Genomic DNA, 19,975 nt, shown 5'->3' on the forward strand with positions numbered 1-19,975 from the left:
TCACTTCCATGGTCCATCTCAGCCAGATCCTCTCGCCGGCAATAATTTTCCATGTCCAGACATCTGGCGGAACTTCCCTCCGAGCGGGACAGTGAACGGCAACGATTCCTCACCTCGCGGAGTTGCCATGGCCAGCAAATCCCTGCGCGCCGTCGCCCTCGCCGGCGTCGCCGCGCTCACCCTCCTCGGCACCGCCGTTCCGGCCCAGGCCGATCCGGTCACCGCCCTCGTCCACGACGAGCAGATCACCTGGCAGGACTGGACCAGCGACACCGACTGGGCGACCGGCGACGCCGCCGGCACGGTGGTCACCGCCGCCGGACTCACCCTCGGCAGCCCGGTCGGCACCACCGTCTACAAGGACCCGCACAACAAGACCAAGCGGAGCTGGGCGTACGGCACCTGGACGTCAACGGTGACCCAGATCGGCTTCGACGCCACCGAGCTGGTCACCTCCTGGAACGCCGACACCCCGGCCGGCACCTGGATCCAGGTCGAGCTCCAGGGCACCTACACCACCGGCAACCAGACCCCCTGGTACGTGATGGGGCGCTGGGCCTCCGGCGACGCCGACATCAAGCGGACCACCGTCGACAGGCAGGGCGACAAGACCTCGAGCATCTGGACCGACACCTTCGCCATCGACGACGCCGCCGCCGGGGTGCTGCTGCGGGCGTACCAGCTGCGACTGACCCTCTACCGGGACCCGGCGGGCACCGCGTCGCCGGTGGTCCGCACGGTCGGCGCGATGAGCTCGCACGTGCCCGACCGGTTCACCGTCACGCCGAGCGCCGGCGGCATCGCCTGGGGCACCGAGCTGGCCGTGCCGCGCTACTCGCAGAACATCCACTCCGGCCACTACCCGGAGTACGACGGGGGCGGCGAGGCCTGGTGCTCGCCCACCTCGACCGAGATGGTCGTCGAGTACTGGGGCCGCAGGCCCTCGGCGGCCGACACGTCCTGGGTGGACCCGACGTACCCGGACCCGACGGTCAACCACGCCGCCCGGATGACCTACGACTACCAGTACGACGGCGCCGGCAACTGGCCCTTCAACACCGCGTACGCGGCCAGCTTCCCGGGCCTGGAGGGGCGGGTGACCCGGCTGCACTCGCTGGACGAGCTGGAGCGCTTCATCGCCGCCGGCATCCCCGTCGTGACCAGCCAGTCCTTCCTCGCCAGCGAGCTGGACGGGGCGGGCTACGGCACCTCCGGGCACCTGATGGTGGTGGTCGGCTTCACCGCCGACGGCGACGTCATCGCCAACGACCCCGCCTCGTCCAGCAATGAGGCGGTCCGGAACGTCTACCAGCGGGAGCAGTTCGAGCAGATCTGGCTGCGGACCAAGCGGACCACCGCCAGCGGCGGCACCGGCAGCGGCTCCGGCGGCATCGCCTACCTGATCAAGCCGACCGACGTGCCGTGGCCCGTTGTCGCGGGTTCCACCAACTGGTGACAGCCGGCACCGACGCGACGAGCCCGGCACGAGTTCCGTGCCGGGCTCGTCGCTGGGGCTTGTTCGGTAGGGGCTCGCCGGTCAGGGCGGGCCGTCAGGATTCCTGGCCCTGGCTCAGCGCGACGGGGCGAACGTGGTGGGCGGAGCGGACGTCTCGTCGGCGGCCCGCCGCCGACGGACCGTGCGGACCAGGATGACCACCCAGGCCACCGCGGCGACCACCCCGGCCAGGGTCAGCCCCGTGGCCAGCAGGTACGTGGATCCGCCCGTGGTGGAGAAGACGCCCTTGCGGGCGCCCGTGTCGCGGGCCGGGGCCGGGTCGCCCTGGGCAAGGCCGTCCGGCGCGTCGTAGAGGATGACGTCGGCGCGCCGGGCACCGCCGTCCGTGGCCACGAAGTCCCCGTGCCACTCGCAGTTGCGCCGTGAGCATTCCTCATTCACGGCCGTGAAGGTTCCCGCCGTACCGCTGCCGCCCTTGGCCTGCCAGGCCGGCACGAGGTCGGTGGCGCCCATCATCAGCCCGATGGCGGCGATGACCGGCAGCCCGATCCAGACGAAAACCTTCGTCCGCCACCCGTTGATCTTGTCCATGGCGGCAGACCCTAGCGGGGCCGCCCCGATTTCGCTGCCCCGTCGCCGGCTATCCCTCGCGGTGCGGGTCCGCCTGGTCGGGCTGGTCGTCGCCGGCCAGCGCCGACCGCAGCCGCTCCTTCTCGGCGCGCCGCCGCTCGGCCGCGAGGGCCATCTCCTCGGCCATCTCGTCCCGCCAGCCGCGCAGCAGGAAGAACGAGGCGGCGGCGGAGAAAGCCAGCGCCAGCATCAGCTTGAGGAAGACGTTCATGTCGACCGGCCAGAGGGCCAGCACGACCACCACGAACAGCCCCATCCGGCCCAGCGTGTACTTGACCGCCGCGCTCACGTTTCCACTCCGTTCTCCGCCGCCGGGGTGACCCGGGTCGGGTTCAGCCCGTGCGTCGGGCCAGCCAGTGCACGCCAGGGAACCAGAGCACCGCGTACACCAGGGTGAACGCGAGGGCGGCCAGACCGCCGGTGAGCAGCGGCGCCAGGCCGCCCGCCACCCCGGCGACCAGCAGCCCGCCGACCACCGCGACCACGGCGGCGACCAGCGCCGCCACCACCCGGGCCGCGCCGAACTCCCAGGCCCGGAAGTCGTCCCAGTACAGCCACGCCGGCAGGATCACCGCCAGCCAGCCGTTGGTGCGCCCGAAATCCCCCGCGCCGATCGACGCGAAGGCCCAGTCGAACAGCACCAGCGCCAGCATCCCGATGACCCACCCGGCGAGGCTGACCCCGAGCAGGTCGCCCAGGGTGAGGACGCGCCCCTCGGCGTCCCGCCGGGGGAATCCGCTCCGCTGCTCGGTCATGGTGTTACGAGGATACGACCGGATCAGGCCCAGACCTGCTGGGGCTCGGAACGCCGCTCGGCCAGCGACGGGGCCTTGTCGTACTCCCGGACCACGTTGTAGCGGGTGTCCCGCTCGACGGGCTGGAAGCCGGCGTCCCAGATCAGGTGCAGCAGGTCGTCCCGGTGCATCGTGTTCGGGGTGCCGTACGAGTCGGCGTCGTGGGTGATCTTGTATTCCACGACCGAGCCGTCCAGGTCGTCCACTCCGAAGTTGAGCGACAGTTGGGCGACCGAGAGGCCGTGCATCACCCAGAAGCACTTCACGTGCGGCACGTTGTCGAAGAGCAGCCGGGAGACCGCGAAGGTCTTCAGCGACTCGGCCGGCGACGCCATCGTGGTGCGGGCCTGGATCCGGTTACGGATCTTGCCGTCCGCCGAGTCGACGAAGTCGTGCTGGTAGCGCAGCGGGATGAAGACCGCGAAGCCGCCGGTCTCGTCCTGCAGCTCGCGCAGCCGCAGCACGTGGTCGACCCGGTGCCGGGGCTCCTCGATGTGGCCGTAGAGCATCGTCGACGGGGTCTTCATGCCCTTCGAGTGGGCCAGCCGGTGGATCCGCGACCAGTCCTCCCAGTGGCACTCGTGGTCGACGATGTGCTGCCGGACCTCCCAGTCGAAGATCTCGGCGCCGCCGCCGGTCAGCGACTCCAGGCCGGCGTCCATCAGCTCGTCGAGGATCGCGTCGGCGCTCAGCCCGCTGATCTTCTCGAACCACTGCACCTCGGTGGCGGTGAAGCACTTGAGCTTGACGTTCGGCAGCGCCGCCTTCAGCTCGCGCAGCACCTTCGGGTAGTAGCGCCACGGCAGGGTCGGGTGCAGGCCGTTGACGATGTGCAGCTCGGTGAGCTGCTCGTCCTCCATCTCCTTGGCCTTGCGTACGGCCTCGTCGATGCGCATCGTGTACGCGTCCTTCTCGCCCGGCTTGCGCTGGAACGAGCAGTACGCGCAGGAGGCGGAGCAGACGTTGGTCAGGTTGAGGTGCCGGTTGACGTTGAACATCACCCGGTCGCCGTTGAGCTCGGTACGGCGGTGGTGGGCCAGCCGCCCCAGCCAGGCCAGGTCGTCGCTGTCGTAGAGCGCGATCCCGTCCTCCCGGGTCAGCCGCTCACCGGCGTACACCTTCGCTTCGAGCTCGCGCTTGAGTCCGGCGTCCATCGAAAGCCACGTCCCTTCCACCTGTGTCCCGGTCGAGCCTACGTCGGGCCCCCGACGAGCCGGCAGCACGGGCACCGCCAGCGACGTACTTCACCGGACTCTCAGGTTCCCGTGACCGGGCGATGCATCGACATCGCTGCCTCGGTGCGGTAAGACAGGGTGGGGCGCGACACACACTGGTAGCGTCCCGGTCGCCGCGCCCACCGTGCGCGGCACGAGCGCGCCGGACGGGGAGCGGAATGGTCGACAGCGGGCACGGGCGACGGCAGCGACGACGCAGGAGCCCGGTGATCTCGCCGGTGCTGCGTCCCGCGCTCTGGTCGGCCCTGCTCGGCGCCGTCGCCGCGATGGCCCTGGCCACCCCCGCGTACGCCGAGCCGGCGCTGCCCAACGCCGTTCCCGACACCGGCTCCCGCCCGGTGGCCACCGGCGGCCTGCGCCTGCCCGGTGCCGCCCCGGGCCTGTCCGGCGGCGTGACCGGCCTGCCCACCGGCGGGCCGACCCTGCCGGTCGGCGGGGTCGTCGCCAGCCCGCTGCTGGCCCAGATCACCGCCCTCGAGACGCAGAACGGCCAGCTCGGCGACCAGCTGCTCGGGCTCCGCCAGCAGCGCGACGACGCCCGCACGCAGCTCACCGCAGCCGAGGGTGAGCTGGCCCGGGCCCGCGACGCCCTGGCCGCCGCCCAGCAGCGCGCCGACTCCGTGGCCGCCGACGCCTTCAAGGCCGCCGCCGCCCTGCCGCCCGGCGAGATCGCCGAGGACCTCGAGGGGCTGAGCCGCCTGTCGCGGATCTCCCGCGGCGAGCAGGCCGAGGACACCACCACCGCCGCCACCGGCGAGCTGTCCCGTACCCGCACCGCCGAGCAGGTCGCCACCCAGGCGGTCGCCTCCGCGCAGGACCGGGTCCGCCGGGCGGAGGAGCAGTTCACCGCGGTGGAGAAGGCGCTGCGGGAGAACGAGCGGAAGCTGGTCAAGCTCCGCGCGGACAACCAGGCCCAGCTGATCGAGCTGGAACGGCAGCAGGAGGCCGCCGAGCAGAAGCTCGGTGCCGCGTACGTCGAGGGGCAGAGCGCCACCGGCCTGATCGCCAGTCCGCAGGCCCTCGCCGCCGTCCGGTACGCGCTGGCGCAGCTCGGCGACCCGTACCTCTGGTCGGCCGAGGGGCCGGACCGGTTCGACTGCTCCGGTCTGATGTGGGCGGCGTACCGCTCGGCCGGCTACTACGACCTGCCCCGCGTCTCCCGGGACCAGTACTACGCCACCCGGGCCCGCTCGGTGGACCGCAGCGCCCTGCTCCCCGGCGACCTGCTCTTCTTCGCCTCGGGCAGCAGCTGGACGACCATCCACCACGTCGGCATGTACATCGGCGGCGGCAAGATGGTGCAGGCACCGTCCACCGGCGACGTCGTCAAGATCTCCACGGTCCGGTGGTCCGGCCTGTACGCCGCCACCCGCGTCGTCGGGGCGGTACCCGCGCCGGCCACCCCTCCGCCGCCCGTCACGCCCACCACGCCGGCCCCCAAGCCGACGGGGTCGACGTCGCCGAAGCCGACCACCCCGGCGCCGAAGCCCACCTCCACGAAGGTGCCCACCCGGCCGCCGACCACGCCAACCACGCCCCCGCCGTCGCCGTCGCCGTCGCAGAGCCCGTCGCCGTCACCGAGCCCGTCGCTCTCCGGCGCGCCGAGCCCGACGACCAGCAGCGCGGTGCCGAGCACCGCGCCGAGCAGCCTGGCCCCGGAGACCAGCGCCCCGGCGTCGGCCTCGGCGAGCACCGGCGCCTGACCCGGCACGACCCGGCCGATACCCGCCCGGTACGCGCTCCGGCTGTGCCGGCGGGGAGGAATGTGGCACCGTGACATCCAGGCACATCCGACCCGGTGTCACGGGCGCGGGTGCGAGCGCGGCGCGGAGGGCGAGCATGGGCGAGCGACAGATTCCGGCGGAGACCGTCGACCGCGGATCCGTGCCCGAACCGGCCGCGACGAACGGTGCCGCCCCGACCGGACGCTCCGAGGTCGACGGGCCGCGGGCGGACGTGGCGTCGAGCGCGTCCGACGCCGCCCCGGCCGCACCCGAGGCCTCGCCGGCCGCCCCCGACGCCGGGCCGGCAGCGGACCGCTCGGAAGGAGGCGCGAACGCGGACGCCCCGCCGGCCGTGTCCCAGCCGTCGCCGCCCGCCACGCCCGCCCGCGCCCGGGCCAGCGTCGCCACCGTGACCGCGCCACCGCAGGACGGAGACCTGCCGGGGCCGCCCGCCGCCGGCACCACCTACCGGGCCGGCGCGCCGGAGAGCGCCCGGGCCGGCGGGGAGAGCCCCGCCGACCCGGCCGAGGGTTCCGGCTGGGCACGCGTCCCGACCGGCGCCGCGCCCGTGGTGGGCGCCGCGCCGGTACCCGGACAGCGCGGCGGTAGCTCGACGTCGGGCACCCGGGCCAGCGCCTCCGTGCCGGGGCTGAGCCGGGTCTCGGCCGAGGAGGCCGCCGCCGGCGCGGTCGCCCGGGCCGGCGGCGGAGCCGCCACCGTCTACCGGTCGACGCCGGTCAACCCGGAACCGCCCGAGCCCGCCCAGCCCCCGGAGCCGGCCCAGCCGCCCACCCCGCCGACGCCCGAGCCGGAGCCCGCACCGACCCCGGAGCCGCCCAGGCCCGCGCCCCCGCCCACGCCCGCCCCGCCCGCACCGACGCCGATCCCGGAACCGCCGGCGCCCGGACCGTTCCCCCCGCCGGTGCCCCCGCTGCCGCGCCCGACCCCGCCCGGCCCGCGCCCGACCCCGCCCGGCCCGGTTCCGCCCGTGCCCGGCCCGCCGGTACCCCCGCCCGGGCCGGCGGTGCCCCCGCCGCCGCCCCCACCGGGCCCGATGCCGGCCCCGCCGTTCCCGCCGCCGCCGGCCATGCCGGGCGGGGGCATGCCGGTCTCCGCCCCGCCCGCCGCCGCGCCGCCGTTCCGGGCCGCCGCGCAGGTCTCCGCGCCACCCGTCCGTGCCGCCGCGCCCGTCTCGGCCCCGCCGGCGGCGCCGGTCCGGCCGGCGTCGGCCCCCGTCGAGCGCCCCACCTGGGGTACGCCGGCCGCCGGCGGCCTCGGCCGGCCCGGTACGCCCTACCGGGGCGGCCCGGACCTGGCCAGCACCGTCTACGGCGGCACCGAGGGGCCCGGCTTCGCCACGGTCTCCTTCCCGGCCGGCAACCCGCTGGAGAACTCCGGCTCGCTGACCGGGCACATCCTGGCCCAGGGCTGGGCCGACACGCCCGCCGAACGGTCCCGCACCACCCGGGTGGTGGTCGTCCTGGCGGCCTCGCTGGGGCTGTTGGTGGCGATCAGCGTGCTGGTCGTCCTGCTCGCCAACGACGCCATGGACGGCCTGGTGGGCAACCTCCTGAACAAGTGAACGCGGGCGGTCCGGGCCACGCCGTCCGGGTTGCGGGCGTACGCGGGGCGAGGGTGAGCCCGCCCACTACCCCCTCGCGATCGACTGGCGGTGTCGCCGGACCGCCGTACACTTGTGGAGATCACTGACCCGGCGCGCGTCGTGCGCGCCCATGGGCGATCTTGCGGGCGATTCGGCGGCGTGCAGCCGCAGCGGGCCATCGCGAAGATGCGCCCCGCTCGAAAGGCATTTCTTGACCACCTTCGCTGACCCCGGCACCACTCCGTCCGTCCTCGACCCGACCGTCGGGGACACCCCCGCCGCCGACGTCGACTTCGCCGACCTCGGCCTGCCCCGGCCGCTGGTCGAGGCGCTCGCCCGACAGGGCATCACCACCCCGTTCGAGATCCAGCGGGCCACCATGCCCGACGCGCTCGCCGGCCGGGACGTGCTCGGCCGGGGCCAGACCGGCTCCGGCAAGACCCTCGCCTTCGGGCTGCCGCTGATCGCCCGGCTCGCCGACCGCAACCGGGCCCGTCCGCTGCACCCCCGGGCCCTGGTGCTGGTCCCCACCCGGGAACTCGCCATGCAGGTCAACGACGCCCTGATGCCGCTCGGCAAGGCCGTCGGCATCTTCCTCAAGACCGCCGTCGGCGGGGTGCCGTACGACCGGCAGATCGACGCGCTGCGCCGTGGCGTGGAGATCGTCGTGGCCACCCCGGGCCGGCTCGGCGACCTGATCAACCGGGGCGTGTGCCACCTGGACGACGTCGAGGTGACCGTCCTCGACGAGGCCGACCAGATGGCCGACATGGGCTTCCTGCCCGAGGTGACCCAACTGCTGGCGAAGACGCCGGCGGACGGCCAGCGACTGCTCTTCTCGGCCACTCTGGACGGTGACGTGGACTCGCTGGTCAAGCGGTTCATGACCGACCCGGTGACCCACTCGACCGACCCGTCGACCGCGTCGGTGTCCACGATGGACCACCACATGCTGCTGATCCCGCCGCACGACAAGTTCGCGGTGGCGGCGTCCATCGCGGCCCGCGACGGCCGGACCATGCTCTTCGCGCGTACCCAGCTCGGGGTCGACCGGCTGGTCGAGCAGCTCGCCGCGGTGGGCGTACGGGCCGGTGGCCTGCACGGTGGCAAGACCCAGCGGATGCGTACCAAGACGCTGGCCGAGTTCCGTGAGGGCCGGATGAACGTCCTGGTCGCCACCGACGTGGCCGCCCGGGGCATCCACGTCGACGGGGTCTCCCTGGTACTGCACATCGACCCGCCGAAGGACCCGAAGGACTACCTGCACCGCGCGGGCCGTACCGCCCGGGCCGGCGAGTCCGGCGCGGTGGCGACCCTGGTGCTGCCCAAGCAGCGCCGCACGACGCTGGCCATGATGGAGAAGGCCGGCGTCGCGCCGGCCGAGACCCGGGTCCGCGTCGGCGACCCGACCCTGGCCGAGCTGACCGGCGCCCGCGAGCCCAGCGGCGTCCCGGTCCGCGAGGAGCCGGAGCCGCGCCGCGCCGCCGGACAGCGCCGCTACGGCGACCGCCCGACCGGGGAGCGCCGCTACGGCGACCGCCCGGACCGGGGCGAGCGGCGTTACGGCGACCGGCCGGCCGGCGAGCGCCGGTTCGGTGACCGGGACGGGCGCGGCGAGCGCTTCGGCGAGCGCCGCTTCGACCGCCCGGCGGGCGAGCGTTCCTTCGGCGACCGGGGCGAGCGACGCTTCGACGGCCGAAGCGACCGGCCGACGGGCGAGCGCTCCTTCGGCGACCGGGGCCAGCGCGGCTTCGACGGCCGAAGCGACCGGCCGACGGGCGAGCGCTCCTTCGGCGACCGGGGCCAGCGCGGCTTCGACGGCCGGAGCGACCGCCCGGCGGGCGAGCGTTCGTTCGGCGACCGGGGCGACCGGGGCTACGCCGACCGCCCCCAGGGCGAGCGGCGCTTCGACGGCCGGAGCGACCGCCCGGCGGGCGAGCGTTCCTTCGGTGACCGGGGCGAGCGACGCTTCGACGGCCGGAGCGACCGCCCGGCCGGCGACCGCTCGTTCGGCGACCGGGGCCAGCGCGGCTTCGGCGACCGCACCGACCGTCCGGCCGGCGAGCACCGCTACGGCGACCGCGGCGAGCGCTTCGGCGACCGGCCGCAGGGCGAGCGGCGCTTCGGCGGCGAGCAGCGCGGCACCGAGCGCCGGGGCGGGTTCCGCTCCGAGGGCCGGGGCGGCGACGACCGGCCGCGCGACGACCGGCGTGGCTTCGGCGGCCGGCCGCCGGCGCGTACCCACTGATCCGTCCGACCACCCGGAACGCCGTCGCGGAGCTCGCGCTCCGCGGCGGCGTTTCCGCATGCGCTGCCGGTGTCGGTCGGCTGGCGTAACGTCCGAATCATGCCGAGGTCACTCTTCTGGAGCCGGACGGACATCGCCGGTGCCGAGCACGCCGTCCTGGACGACGGCCCCGGGTTCGTCGCGCACGGCACCCAGGTCGCCGTGGACCCCATCCCCTGGACGTGCCGCTACCAGCTGACCGCCGGCGCGGACGGGGCCACCAGGTCGCTGGAGGTGACGGCCGAGGGGGCGGGCTGGTCGCGGCGGGTGAAGCTGGAGCGCGGCGCGGACGGCTGGCGGGTGACCACCGCCGAGCAGGGCGACCTCGACGCGGCGCTGCGGGCCGCCGGGCAGCCGCCGGCCGGGCTGCCGGGCGCCGACGACCCGGACCGGCTGTACGACGCCCTCGACGTCGACCTGAGCGGGTCGCCGCTCTTCAACGCCCTGCCGGTCCGGCGGCTGGGGCTGACCGGGGCGACGCCGGACCTCCCGCACACGGTCACCGTGGCGTGGGTGCTGGCGCCGAGCCTGGAGGTGGTCCCCGCCGAGCAGGTCTACACCCCGCTCGGGCCGGGGCGGGTCCGGTTCGCCAGCGACGGCTTCCGGGCCGAGCTGACCCTCGACGCCGACGGCCTGGTGCTGCACTATCCCGGGCTGGCCGAGCGGGTCGACGCCCGCTGAGCCGGCCGGTTCAGGCCGGCCAGGCGCCGCTGTCGAGGAACCGTTCGATCGTGGCCAGGTGCGGGGCCAGGTCCAGCCCCTGCGCGGCCACCCAGGCGTCGTCGTAGTAGGTGCGGGCGTACCGGTCGCCGGCGTCGCAGATCAGGGTGACCACCGAGCCGGTCCGCCCGGCGGCGAGCAGCTCGGCGATCAGTCCGAAGGCACCCCAGAGGTTGGTGCCGGTGGAGCCGCCGACCCGGCGGCCGAGCACGGCCGAGCCGGCGCGCATGGCGGCCAGCGAGGCGGCGTCCGGGACCTGGGTCATCCGGTCCACCACCGAGGGCAGGAAGGACGCCTCGACGGTCGGGCGGCCGATCCCCTCGATTCGGGAGCCGCGCCCGGTGCGCACCGACCAGTCGGCGGCCTGCCAGGCCGGGTAGAACGCCGAGTTCTCCGGATCGACCACGCAGAGCTTGGTGGGCAGCCGCCGGTAGCGGGCGTACCGGCCGATGGTGGCGCTGGTGCCGCCGGTGCCGGCGCCCACCACGACCCAGGCCGGGATCGGGTGCCGCTCCAGCGAGAGCTGCGCGTAGATCGACTCGGCGATGTTGTTGTTGCCCCGCCAGTCGGTGGCCCGCTCGGCGTAGGTGAACTGGTCCATGAAGTGCCCGCCGCTGTCCTCGGCCAGCCAGCGCGCCTCGATCACCACCTTGGCCGGGTCCTCGACCAGGTGGCAGCGCCCGCCGTGGAACTCGATCTGGGCGATCTTCTCGGGTGAGGTGGAGGCGGGCATCACCGCCACGAACGGCAGTTCCAGCATCCGCGCGAAGTACGCCTCGGAGACCGCCGTGGAGCCGGAGGACGCCTCGATGATGGTGGTATCCGGGCCGATCCAGCCGTTGCAGAGCCCGTAGAGGAAGAGCGAGCGGGCCAGCCGGTGCTTGAGCGAGCCGGTGGGGTGGACCGACTCGTCCTTGAGGTAGAGGTCGATTCCCCAGGCCCGAGGCAGCGGGAAGGGCAGCAGGTGGGTGTCGGCGGAGCGGTTGGCGTCCGCCTCGACCGTGGCGATCGCCTCGGTCACCCAGATCCGGCTGGCCTCGTCGCACCGGTCGAGATGAGTCACGCCGGCAACGTTACAAGTGAGCTCAGCTTCCGTCCGGCCCGACCCGGTGCCGCTGCCGGCGCTGCCCGGCCCGCCCGGCGGCCCGGATCACCGGGGTCAGCGCGAGCGCCAGCCGCGGCAGCGCGTCCAGCAGCCGTACCTGCGCGCCGCGCCAGCGCGGCAGGCTGACCACCGGGCGGGGGTGGCGGGCCAGCCGGGCGGCCCGCGCCGCGACCCGCTGCGGGGTCAGCATCGTCCCGGTGAAGGAGGCCAGCGCCCCCGGGTCGTCGAGCCGGTCGTGCAGCATCGGCGTCCAGATCCCGTCCGGGCACAGGCACGACACGTGTACGTCGGTCAGGCCGGCCATCCGCAGGTCGGCCAGCGTGCCGAGGCTGAACGCCAGCAGCGCGTGCTTGCTGGCCGCGTAGACGGTCTCGCCGGGCGCGGCGATCAGCCCGGCGAGGGAGACGACGTTGAGCACGTGCCCGTGCCCCTGCGCGCGCATCACGGCCAGCGCGGCCAGGGTGCCGGTCATCGCGCCGAGCGCGTTCACCTCGACCACCCGTCGCCGGGTCGCCGCCTCGTGCTCCCAGGACGGCCCGGTGACCAGGATGCCGGCGTTGTTGACCCAGAGCCCGAGCCCGCCGGCCGTCCCGCCGGCCGCCTCGGCGGCGACCTCGGCGCAGGCCGCCTCGTCGCGCACGTCCAGCGCCCGGGACCAGCCACCGAGCGGCGCGGCGGCGGTGGCGGCCGCGCCGGCGTCCAGGTCGGTCAGGAGTACCGCCCAGCCGTCGGCGTGCAGCGCGGCGGCGATGGCCCGGCCCAGCCCGCCGGCCGCACCGGTGACCACGGCGGCGCCGCGTACGGGGGTCGTCATCGGCGCAAGGTATCGCCGCAGGGCGCGCGACGCCAGAGCCGGACGGTCAGCTCCCGGGCGACCCGAGCGGCTGCGGGCGGTTCTCCCACTTGGTCGACAGGGCGATGCCGGTGCGGGTGGACGCCACGCCCGGGGTGCGGTTGAGCCGCACGATCAGCGCCTCCAGCTCGGCGATCGTGCCGACCCGCGCCTTGAGCAGGAAGGACTCGACGCCGGCCATGAAGTAGCAGGACTCGATCTCGGGCATCTGGCGGAACGCCTCCAGCACGTCGTCGGTGTCCCCGCCGGAGTCCTCGACGATGCCGATCAGCGCGGTCACGCCGAGCCCGACCGCCTCCGGCTCCACCTCCGCCCGGTACGCCCGGATCACGCCGCCGGACTCCAGTTTGCCGACCCGCTCGTGCACGGCCGGGGCGGAGAGGCCGACCTGCCGGGCGAGTTCGGCGTACGACAGTCGGGCGTTGCCGCGCAGCAGGTCGACGAGGCTCAGGTCGATGGCGTCCACGGAAGGTGACCCTAGCCGTCCGGGCGTAACGTCGGGCGGCCGGCACCCGTTGAACATGACAACACGTAACTATTTGCAGACTCAGCGTGATGGAGGCCGGACCCGGGTAATATTTCCTAACTTCCCACTCAGTGCGTTTTTCGCGTTTGGCGGACAGGCCAGGTCGCTGGTGCTGTAATTGCCATACGTCCCTCATGACGGCTCTGGGCTCGCACCGGCCGGGGGCAGTGTGTTCAGCCGGGGGCTTCGTCGACGCGAGGAGGGGGCTGTGGACACTGGAGATCGCCTGCTGACACCGGGTGAGGTCGCCGCGTTGTTTCGGGTTGACCCGAAGACTGTGACGCGATGGGCGGCGGCCGGCCGGATCGGCAGCATCCGGACTCCAGGCGGGCATCGCCGGTTTCGGGAATCCGAGGTGCGGGCCCTGCTGGAAGGGGAGGGCATGCTGGACGAGGCGGAGGACATCGGCAAGCCGCGCAATGTCGGCCCCGCCGCCTCGACCGGACCGGGGCCGGCCAACGCCGGGATGTACTGAATGGTGCGAGACGGATCGCGGGCCGGCCGACAGGTCCGGTCCGCGCCCGTCTGAGGCGAGGTTCCGCTTCGCTACGACCGGTCGGCGGCCAACTGCCCCGACCACCGCCGGAACAACGTGTGCGGCACGCCGAGCGCGTCCAGCACCTTGCCGGCCACGAAGTCGACCAGCTGCTGTGCGGTGGCCGAGGCGCCGGAGCCGTAGAAGCCCGGACTGGCCGGCAGTACCACCGCCCCGGCGTCGTGCAACGCGATCAGGTGTTCCAGGTGGCTGCGGGTCACCGGCGTCTCCCGGGGCACCACCACCACCGGCCGGCGCTCCTTGAGGTTGACCTCGGCCGCGCGCTGCAACAGGTCCTTGGAGAGCCCGATGGCGATGCCGGCGCAGGCGGCCGTGCTCGCCGGCACCACCGCCATCCCGCGTACCCGGTAGGAGCCGCTGCTGGGGCCGGCGGCGATGTCACCGGCCGGCCAGTGCCGCACGTCGGCGTCGGCGAGGTCGCGACCCAGCCAGGCGGCCAGGTCCTCGGCCCAGTGGCCGTCCCGGAACGGGCGGCCGGTCTCGTCGAGCACGGTCAGCCGGGCGGCCCGGGAGACGATCAGGTCCACCGGCTCGCCGGCGTCGAGCAGCCCGTTGACGACCGCCGCCGCGTACGGGGTGCCGGACGCGCCGGAGACCCCGACCACCCATGGTTCGCGCATGTCGTCCAGCCTGCCTGGTCGCCGCCACGCCCCGCCCGGCGACCCCCCGACCGCTGCGCTACGTGTCGCCGGGGCACCCCGCTGTGCGCCGGGACGGCGGGAGCGCGGCGGACCTGCCATGCTGCCGTCGGCGGCCCACGCCGCACGGGAAGGGATCGAGCCATGGTCGAGGAGGTGCTCCGGTCGCTGCGGGCCGGGTGCCCGATCCCGCCCCGGCTCTCGCCGTACGCGGACCCGGTGCAGGAGTGGCTGCTGGACCGGCTGCCCCGGCTGGGCGTACCGCTGGACTCCAGCGCCCGGGAGCGGCTGGACCGGGCCGGCTTCGCCCGGTACGCGGGCCGGCTCTACCCGGACGCCACCGAGCCGGACCTGCGTACCCTGGCCGCCCTGTTCACCTGGTTCTTCCTGGTCGACGACGCCTGCGACGGGCCGGACCGGCTCGCACCGGAGCAGATCAGGGCGCTGCGGGCCGGGGCGTTGAGCCTGCTGCGGGACGGCCCACGCCGACGGCATCCCGGGTTCGGCGGGCCGCTGCGCCGGCTGCTGGTCGACGCCTGGCGGGTGCCCCGGCGCCGAATGCCGGCCCGCTGGCGGCTGCGCTTCGCCGACGCGGTCGCCGACCACCTGGACGGCACGTGGCGGGAGTCGGTCGCCAAGGACCTCGGCCGGCGCCCCTCGGTGGCCGAGTACGTCCAGCTGCGCCGGGCGACGTCGGCGGCGTACGTCTCGTACCCGCTGATCGAGTTCGCCACCGGGCGGCCGTTGCCGGACCCGGTCTACCACCACCCGGCGCTGCGCCGGATCGGCGAGCTCGGCAACGACCTGCTCTCCTGGTACAACGACCTCGCCTCGCTGGAGCGGGACCGGGCCACCTCGGGCGGGCACAACCTGGTGCTGGCGGTGGCCGGCGAGCGGCGGGTGCCGCTGGACACCGCCGTGGACCTGATCGCCGAGCGCTGGCGGGCGGCGATGGACCGCTTCGTCGCGCTCCGCGCCGACGTGCCGTCGTTCGGCCCCGCCCTGGACCCGGCCGTCACCACCCACCTCGACGGCGTCGCCAACGCCGTCCGCGGCACCCTCGACTGGACCCTGGAGAGCGCCCGCTACCCCACCCCCTGACCCCGCCTTCTCTGCCGCACTTACATGGAAGGAGTGGCCTCGGCGCGTGGAACGGCACTCTTCCCGTGAAGGTGCGCGGATCTTCGGCGGGGTGGGGTCGGTCAGGGGTGGAGGTGGAGACGGATGGTGAGGTCGAGCAGGGCGAAGAGGAAGAGGGCGATGCCGACGAAGCCGTTCGCGGTGAAGAACGCCCGGTTGACCTTGCTCAGGTCGGTGGGACTGACCACCACGTGCTGGTAGCCGAAGGCGAGGGCGGTGAACGCCAGGCCGATCCACCACAGCCAGCCGAAGCCGACCAGCGCGCCGAACCAGATGAACAGCGCGAAGGTGACCACGTGCGCGACGGTGGAGGCGTGCAGCGCGAAGCGCAGCCCGTACCGGGCCGGGACGCTGTGCACGCCGATCTCCCGGTCGACGTCGGCGTCCTGGCAGGCGTAGATCAGGTCGAAGCCGCCGATCCAGAGTCCCACCGCCGTGCCGAGCAGCCAGGCCGGCCAGGAGCCGTCCAGGGTGCCGGTGACCGCGAGCCAGGCGCCGACCGGGCCGACCGCCTGGGCGATCGCCAGGATGGCGTGCGGCCAGTTGGTGAACCGCTTGCCGTACGGGTAGACGACCAGCGGGATCACCGCGAGCGGCGCGAGCACCAGGCAGAGCGGGTTGAGCAGCGCCGCGGCGGCCAGGAACACCACCAGCGCGACGGCCGCGCCGGTCCAGGCCGTGCGCACGCTCACCGCCCCGGTGACCAGCTCCCGGTTCGCGGTACGCGGGTTCCGGGCGTCGATCCGCCGGTCGAGGATGCGGTTGGCGGCCATCGCGAACGTCCGCGCCCCGACCATCGCCACGGTGATCAGCAGCAGGTCGAGCCAGCGTACCCGCCCGCCGTCGACCCGCATCGCGGTCAGCGCCGACAGGTACGCGAAGGGCAGCGCGAAGACGGAGTGCTCGATCGCGACCAGCTTGAGGAAGGACTTCACCCGGCCCGGGCGTTCGACGGGCTCCAGCACGGCCGTCATCAGATCCCGTACTCCTTCCAGCGCTTGTCGACCAGGGAGGCGACCTCCGGCGACATGGTCATCTCCTCCGGCCAGCCCCGGGTGTAGCCCTCGGCGGGCAGCTTGCGGGTCGCGTCGACGCCTGCCTTGCCACCCCAGAACTGCTGGTACGACGAGTGGTCGAGGTGGTCCACCGGGCCCTCGGTGAGCAGCAGGTCGCGGGCGTAGTCGACGTTGCCGAAGGCGCGGAAGGCGACCTCGTTGTAGTCGTGCACGTCGCAGTCCTCGTCGACGATCACGATCAGCTTGGTCAGCGACATCAGGTGCGCGCCCCAGATCGCGTTCATCACCTTCTGCGCGTGCTTCGGGTAGCGCTTACGGATCGACACGATCGCGCAGTTGTGGAACACCCCGGCGGCCGGCAGGTCGTAGTCGACGATGTCCGGGATCAGCAGCTTGAGCAGCGGCTGGAAGATCCGCTCGGTGGCCTTGCCCAGGCCGTGGTCCTCCTGCGGCGGCTTGGAGGTGACGATCGAGTGGTAGACCGGGTCGCGCTGCATTGTCATCGCCTCGATGTGCAGCACCGGGAACGGCTCGACCGGGGTGTAGAAGCCGGTGTGGTCGCCGAACGGCCCCTCGGGCAGCCGCTCGCCGGGCTCCAGGTAGCCCTCGAGCACGATCTGGGCGTGCGCGGGCACCTGCAACGGCACGGTCAGGCAGTCGACCATCTCGACCCGCTCGCCGCGCAGGAAACCGGCGAACAGGTACTCGTCGATGTCGCCGGGGAGCGGGGCGCTCGCCGCGTAGCTGACCACCGGGTCGCAGCCGATGGCGACGGCCACCGGCAGCCGCTGCCCGAGCCGCTCGGCGACGGCGTGGTGCGCGGTGGAGTCCTTGTGGATCTGCCAGTGCATGCCCAGCATGTTGCGGCTGTGCTGCTGGAGGCGGTACAGACCGAGGTTGCGCTTGCCGGTCTCCGGGTGCTTGGTGTGGGTCAGCCCGTAGTTGTGGAAGATCCCGCCGTCGCCGGGCCAGACCTGCAGGCCGGGCAGCCGGTTCAGGTCGACGTCGTCGCCGCGGTAGACCACCTGCTGGCAGGGCGCGGTCTTCACCTTGCGCGGCGGCACCGACTTGAGCTGCATGACCTTGCCCAGGCCCTCGCGGATGCCGGACCAGCCGACCGGCAGCTCCGGCTTGACCAGCGCGCCGATCCGGTCGCCGATCTCGTCCAGCGACTCGACGCCGAGCGCCATCGCCATCCGCTTCTCGGTGCCGAAGAGGTTGATCGCCACCGGCATCTCGCCCCGGGTGGGCCGCTCGAAGAGCAGCGCCGGGCCGCCCGCGCGGACGGTCCGGGTGACCACCTCGCTGATCTCCAGCGTCGGGTCGACCGGGACGCTCACCCGCCGCAGTTCGCCCGCGCGCTCCAGCGCCGCGAGGAAGTCCTTGAGATCGGTGTACGGGAAGCCACGAGCCGCCATGCCGCCAGTCTCCCGCACCCCGGGACGCGCCGCCCACGCCGGGTCGGCGCGGGCGGTGTGCGTCTCCCCACGCCTCCGGCGCACCGCGCGGCGGCGAAGTCCCGGCCGGGCCGGGCCCCAGGGCGGCCAGCCATCCGGCAGGCGACGCCACCCGCAGGTCCCACGGACCGCCCGGCCGGCCGGCGGGTGCCGGCATGGGCGGTGGCATGGGCGGTGGCCGGCCGGGTAGTCGAGGCGCCGGTCGAGACGGGGAGCGGCGATGGGCGACGGACGGGTACCGGTGGGGTTCACTGAGCAGCGGGCACAGGTCGGCGACGTGACGATGAACTACGTCCGCGGCGGCAGCGGACCCACCCTGGTGCTGTTGCACGGCTATCCGCAGTGCTGGCGCATGTGGCGTCACCTGCTGCCCGAGCTGGGGCGGTCGTACGAGGTGGTGGCGCCCGACCTGCGCGGCTTCGGCGACAGCGACGCCCCGCCCGGCGGGTACGACAAGAAGACCCTCGCGGCCGACCTGCACGGGCTGCTGACCGGGCTCGGCCTGGCCGGCGACATCCGGCTGGTCGGCCACGATCTGGGCACCATGGTCGCCTACTCGTACGCCGCCGCCCATCCCGACGAGGTGTCCCGGCTGGTGCTGACCGAGGCGCCCATCCCGGACGAGAGCGTCTACGCCTTCCCCGCGCTGAGCAGCGCCGGGCCGGCGGTCTGGAACTTCGGCTTCTTCAACGTGACGAACGGTCTGCCCGAGGAGCTGATCGTCGGCCGGGAGACGCTCTGGGTGGAGCGCTTCACCGACTCGATCATGGTGAACAAGGGCAGCCTCGGGCGGGAGGACGTCGAGGAGTACGCCGGACACCTGCGCGACCCGGCCCACCTGCGTGCCAGCTTCGCGTACTTCCGGGCGTTCGGGCAGGACGTCGCGGACAACGCGGCGTACCGGGCGACGAAGCTGCCCATGCCGGTGCTCGCCGTCGGCGCCCGGGCCAGCCTCGGCGAGCAGGTGGCCGACCAGGTCCGCCGGTACGCCGGCACGGTCACCGGCGAGGTGGTCGAGGACTGCGGCCACTGGCTCTTCGAGGAGCGGCCGGCAGAGCTGGCTGCCATGGTGCTGCCGTTCCTGCGCGACTGAGCCCGCCGGTCAGGCGGCCGGCTCCCAGGCGTATCCGGCCAGGGCGTGGTCGAGCGGGGCGTCGGTGAGCCGGTTGGCGAAGGTGGAGATCGTGTACGTGCCGACGCCGAGCACCACGTCCAGGGCGTGCCGTGGGCGCCAGCCGGCGTCCAGGAACGCGTGCAGCTCCCCGTCCGGCACCGCGCCCCGGTGGTCCAGCACGGCGAGGGTGAACCGGCGCAGCGCCTCCAGCCTCGGGTCGGCCAGCGCCGTGCCGTCCCGCAGCGCGGCGACCAGCTCGGGGTCGGCGTCCTGCCGGGTGAGCGTGGCGGTGTGCATCGCCACGCAGACGTGGCACTCGTTGCGGGTGGCGACGGTCAGCACGACCACCTCCCGCTCGACCGGGTCGAGGTCGGTGGCCTCAAAGGTGGCGTTGGCGGCGAGGAAGCCCTTGAGCAGCTCGGGTGACTCGGCCATCCGGGCGACGGCCTCGGGGAGGTGACCGAGCCTGCGCTGCACGCCGGCCATGGTGGGGCGGGCGGCGGCGGGCGCGGTCTCGGCAGTGTGGGCGGTGAAGACGGACATGGCGAAACCCCTCGGGTATGATCGTCAACGTGGTTGACCAAATAGTAAACGGGGTTGTCGAACATGACAACGCCTGAGTCCGACCGTCCCGGCTTCGTGCTGCCCCTGCTGCTGCTCGCCGGCTTCCGTACCCTGATCGACGACCTGCACGCCGAGCTGGCCCGGCAGGGGCACCCCGACCTGCGGCCGCTGCACGGCTTCGTCCTCCAAGCCGTCGGCGTCGACGGCACCACCGCCGGCGAGCTGGGCCAGCGCCTCGGCGTCTCGAAGCAGGCGGCCGGCAAGACCGTCGACCGGCTGGTCGCCCTCGGCTACCTGGAACGCGCCGACGACCCCGCCGACGCCCGGCGCAAGCTGGTCCGGATGACCGAGCGGGGGGTCGACGGGCTGCGCCGCTCGGCGGTCGTCTTCGACGCGCTGCGCGAACGCTGGGCGGCCACCCTCGGCGCGGAGCGGGTCAGCGCGATGGAGGACGACCTGCGCGCGATCGCCCAGCCCAACTTCTTCCGCCTCGACGTCCCCGGCTGGTTCGGCGGCTGACCGCCGCGCACATGATCGTCTACGCCTTGCCGACTCGA

Annotated in this window: 20 protein-coding genes; 9 read left to right on the plus strand and 11 right to left on the minus strand. The window is 74.0% G+C overall.

Features of this window, described 5'->3' with window-relative positions:
• Window positions 1-127: 127 nt before the first annotated feature.
• Window positions 128-1,456, plus strand: coding sequence for a peptidase C39 family protein (locus ACTMTB_RS06160; protein ID WP_441143113.1), 1,329 nt, complete (start codon window positions 128-130; stop codon window positions 1,454-1,456).
• A 114-nt stretch (window positions 1,457-1,570) separates the two neighbouring features.
• Here ACTMTB_RS06160 and ACTMTB_RS06165 read toward each other — a convergent pair whose 3' ends face one another.
• Genes ACTMTB_RS06165 through mqnE form a run of 4 tightly spaced genes read right to left on the minus strand, consistent with a single transcriptional unit; the run spans window position 1,571 to window position 4,034 of the window.
• A complete protein-coding gene (locus tag ACTMTB_RS06165) occupies window positions 1,571-2,047 on the minus strand; it encodes a hypothetical protein (protein WP_441143114.1) in 477 nt (158 codons plus the stop codon).
• A gap of 49 nt (window positions 2,048-2,096) precedes the next feature.
• Window positions 2,097-2,375, minus strand: a complete 279-nt coding sequence (locus tag ACTMTB_RS06170) for a DUF4229 domain-containing protein (protein WP_441143116.1) — start codon at window positions 2,373-2,375, stop codon at window positions 2,097-2,099.
• A 43-nt stretch (window positions 2,376-2,418) separates the two neighbouring features.
• Window positions 2,419-2,841, minus strand: a complete 423-nt coding sequence (locus tag ACTMTB_RS06175; protein ID WP_441143118.1) for a hypothetical protein — start codon at window positions 2,839-2,841, stop codon at window positions 2,419-2,421.
• 23 nt (window positions 2,842-2,864) lie between these two features.
• Entirely contained in the window at window positions 2,865-4,034 is a 1,170-nt protein-coding gene (gene mqnE, locus ACTMTB_RS06180) for an aminofutalosine synthase MqnE (RefSeq protein ID WP_210774427.1), read from the minus strand.
• 239 nt (window positions 4,035-4,273) lie between these two features.
• Between mqnE and ACTMTB_RS06185 the strand changes: the two genes are divergently transcribed.
• The 4 genes from ACTMTB_RS06185 to ACTMTB_RS06200 all read left to right on the plus strand — a co-directional run bounded on the left by ACTMTB_RS06185 (window position 4,274) and on the right by ACTMTB_RS06200 (window position 10,410).
• A complete protein-coding gene (locus ACTMTB_RS06185; RefSeq protein ID WP_441143120.1) occupies window positions 4,274-5,818 on the plus strand; it encodes an NlpC/P60 family protein in 1,545 nt (514 codons plus the stop codon).
• Window positions 5,819-5,954: 136 nt separating this feature from the next.
• Window positions 5,955-7,421: a hypothetical protein gene (locus tag ACTMTB_RS06190; RefSeq protein WP_441143122.1), complete on the plus strand. Its 1,467-nt coding sequence runs from the start codon at window positions 5,955-5,957 to the stop codon at window positions 7,419-7,421.
• 232 nt (window positions 7,422-7,653) lie between these two features.
• Window positions 7,654-9,690 (plus strand): DEAD/DEAH box helicase, encoded by a 2,037-nt coding sequence (locus ACTMTB_RS06195; protein ID WP_441143124.1) that lies wholly within the window; start codon window positions 7,654-7,656, stop codon window positions 9,688-9,690.
• 99 nt (window positions 9,691-9,789) lie between these two features.
• Entirely contained in the window at window positions 9,790-10,410 is a 621-nt protein-coding gene (locus tag ACTMTB_RS06200) for a putative glycolipid-binding domain-containing protein (RefSeq protein ID WP_441143126.1), read from the plus strand.
• A gap of 10 nt (window positions 10,411-10,420) precedes the next feature.
• Here ACTMTB_RS06200 and ACTMTB_RS06205 read toward each other — a convergent pair whose 3' ends face one another.
• Genes ACTMTB_RS06205 through ACTMTB_RS06215 form a run of 3 tightly spaced genes read right to left on the minus strand, consistent with a single transcriptional unit; the run spans window position 10,421 to window position 12,873 of the window.
• The gene (locus ACTMTB_RS06205; RefSeq protein ID WP_441143128.1) at window positions 10,421-11,512 is read right to left on the minus strand and encodes a PLP-dependent cysteine synthase family protein; all 1,092 of its coding nucleotides are present in this window, start codon (window positions 11,510-11,512) and stop codon (window positions 10,421-10,423) included.
• A 22-nt stretch (window positions 11,513-11,534) separates the two neighbouring features.
• Window positions 11,535-12,368: an SDR family NAD(P)-dependent oxidoreductase gene (locus tag ACTMTB_RS06210; protein WP_441143130.1), complete on the minus strand. Its 834-nt coding sequence runs from the start codon at window positions 12,366-12,368 to the stop codon at window positions 11,535-11,537.
• Between the two features lie 46 nt (window positions 12,369-12,414).
• Window positions 12,415-12,873, minus strand: coding sequence for an Lrp/AsnC family transcriptional regulator (locus tag ACTMTB_RS06215; protein ID WP_154940430.1), 459 nt, complete (start codon window positions 12,871-12,873; stop codon window positions 12,415-12,417).
• Between the two features lie 268 nt (window positions 12,874-13,141).
• Between ACTMTB_RS06215 and ACTMTB_RS06220 the strand changes: the two genes are divergently transcribed.
• The gene (locus ACTMTB_RS06220) at window positions 13,142-13,408 is read left to right on the plus strand and encodes a BldC family transcriptional regulator (RefSeq protein ID WP_204925734.1); all 267 of its coding nucleotides are present in this window, start codon (window positions 13,142-13,144) and stop codon (window positions 13,406-13,408) included.
• A 71-nt stretch (window positions 13,409-13,479) separates the two neighbouring features.
• On the opposite strand, the gene ACTMTB_RS06225 is transcribed toward ACTMTB_RS06220, so the two are convergent.
• Window positions 13,480-14,109, minus strand: a complete 630-nt coding sequence (locus ACTMTB_RS06225) for a UbiX family flavin prenyltransferase (protein ID WP_357910383.1) — start codon at window positions 14,107-14,109, stop codon at window positions 13,480-13,482.
• Between the two features lie 162 nt (window positions 14,110-14,271).
• Between ACTMTB_RS06225 and ACTMTB_RS06230 the strand changes: the two genes are divergently transcribed.
• Window positions 14,272-15,228 carry a terpene synthase family protein gene (locus tag ACTMTB_RS06230; protein ID WP_441143132.1) on the plus strand — a complete coding sequence of 319 codons (957 nt, stop codon included), beginning with the start codon at window positions 14,272-14,274 and terminating at the stop codon, window positions 15,226-15,228.
• Between the two features lie 101 nt (window positions 15,229-15,329).
• On the opposite strand, the gene mqnP is transcribed toward ACTMTB_RS06230, so the two are convergent.
• On the minus strand, window positions 15,330-16,241 hold the full coding sequence (gene mqnP, locus ACTMTB_RS06235; protein WP_441143133.1) for a menaquinone biosynthesis prenyltransferase MqnP: 912 nt from the start codon (window positions 16,239-16,241) through the stop codon (window positions 15,330-15,332).
• Window positions 16,241-17,701, minus strand: coding sequence for a menaquinone biosynthesis decarboxylase (locus ACTMTB_RS06240; RefSeq protein WP_441143134.1), 1,461 nt, complete (start codon window positions 17,699-17,701; stop codon window positions 16,241-16,243). The genes mqnP and ACTMTB_RS06240 overlap by 1 nt, the downstream gene beginning before the upstream one ends.
• Before the next feature lie 259 nt (window positions 17,702-17,960).
• Here ACTMTB_RS06240 and ACTMTB_RS06245 point away from each other — a divergent pair, with 259 nt between their 5' ends.
• Window positions 17,961-18,833 (plus strand): alpha/beta fold hydrolase, encoded by an 873-nt coding sequence (locus ACTMTB_RS06245; protein ID WP_441143136.1) that lies wholly within the window; start codon window positions 17,961-17,963, stop codon window positions 18,831-18,833.
• Between the two features lie 9 nt (window positions 18,834-18,842).
• Here ACTMTB_RS06245 and ACTMTB_RS06250 read toward each other — a convergent pair whose 3' ends face one another.
• Window positions 18,843-19,397, minus strand: a complete 555-nt coding sequence (locus tag ACTMTB_RS06250) for a carboxymuconolactone decarboxylase family protein (protein WP_441143137.1) — start codon at window positions 19,395-19,397, stop codon at window positions 18,843-18,845.
• A 63-nt stretch (window positions 19,398-19,460) separates the two neighbouring features.
• Here ACTMTB_RS06250 and ACTMTB_RS06255 point away from each other — a divergent pair, with 63 nt between their 5' ends.
• Window positions 19,461-19,937 (plus strand): MarR family winged helix-turn-helix transcriptional regulator, encoded by a 477-nt coding sequence (locus ACTMTB_RS06255; protein WP_441143139.1) that lies wholly within the window; start codon window positions 19,461-19,463, stop codon window positions 19,935-19,937.
• Window positions 19,938-19,975: the final 38 nt, after the last annotated feature.

It is taken from the genome of Micromonospora sp. L32 (genome assembly GCF_052068055.1).
GTDB lineage: Bacteria > Actinomycetota > Actinomycetes > Mycobacteriales > Micromonosporaceae > Micromonospora > Micromonospora purpureochromogenes.